Here is a 522-nt window from a genome sequence, read left to right as displayed (position 1 = left end):
AGTTTCCACCTCCTGCCCTCGCTGACCGCCGAGGAGAACGTGTCGCTGCCGCTGGAGCTGGCCGGGCGCGAGGACCCCGCGCGCGTACGCGAAGTACTCGCTGCGGTCGGCCTGGAACCGCGCCGGCGCCACTATCCCCGCCAGCTTTCCGGCGGCGAGCAGCAGCGCGTGGCGCTGGCCCGGGCGTTCGTCGGCCGGCCACGGATCCTGTTCGCCGACGAGCCGACCGGCAACCTCGACCAGGCCACCGGCCAGCACGTGAACGACTTGCTGTTCGAACTCAACCGCCACCACGGCACCACCCTGGTCCTGGTGACCCATGACCTGGCGCTGGCGCGGCGCTGCCGGCGCGTCTACCGGCTCGACGGCGGCCGCCTGCATCCGCTGGATGTCGCCGACGCATGAACGTGCTGCGCCATGCGGCGCGTTCGCTCAGGCGCGAGTTCCTCGCCGGCGACCTGCTGACCGTGTTCGCCGCGCTGGTGCTGGGCGTGGCGGCGATGACCGCGGTCGGCACCCTGG

1 protein-coding gene is annotated in these 522 nt (G+C 72.8%); it reads left to right on the top strand.

Translation table 11 applies throughout. The features are described from left to right. Positions 1-405 (top strand): ATP-binding cassette domain-containing protein (locus J7523_RS20550; RefSeq protein ID WP_291890687.1); only part of this gene is annotated, 405 nt, incomplete at its 5' end. Between the last annotated feature and the right edge of the window lie 117 nt (positions 406-522).

This window comes from Cellulomonas sp., assembly GCF_017744555.1.
Taxonomy (GTDB): Bacteria; Actinomycetota; Actinomycetes; order Actinomycetales; family Cellulomonadaceae; genus Cellulomonas.
Note: the sequence above shows the minus strand (reverse complement) of the source record. Positions and strands in the feature narration are given on the sequence as shown.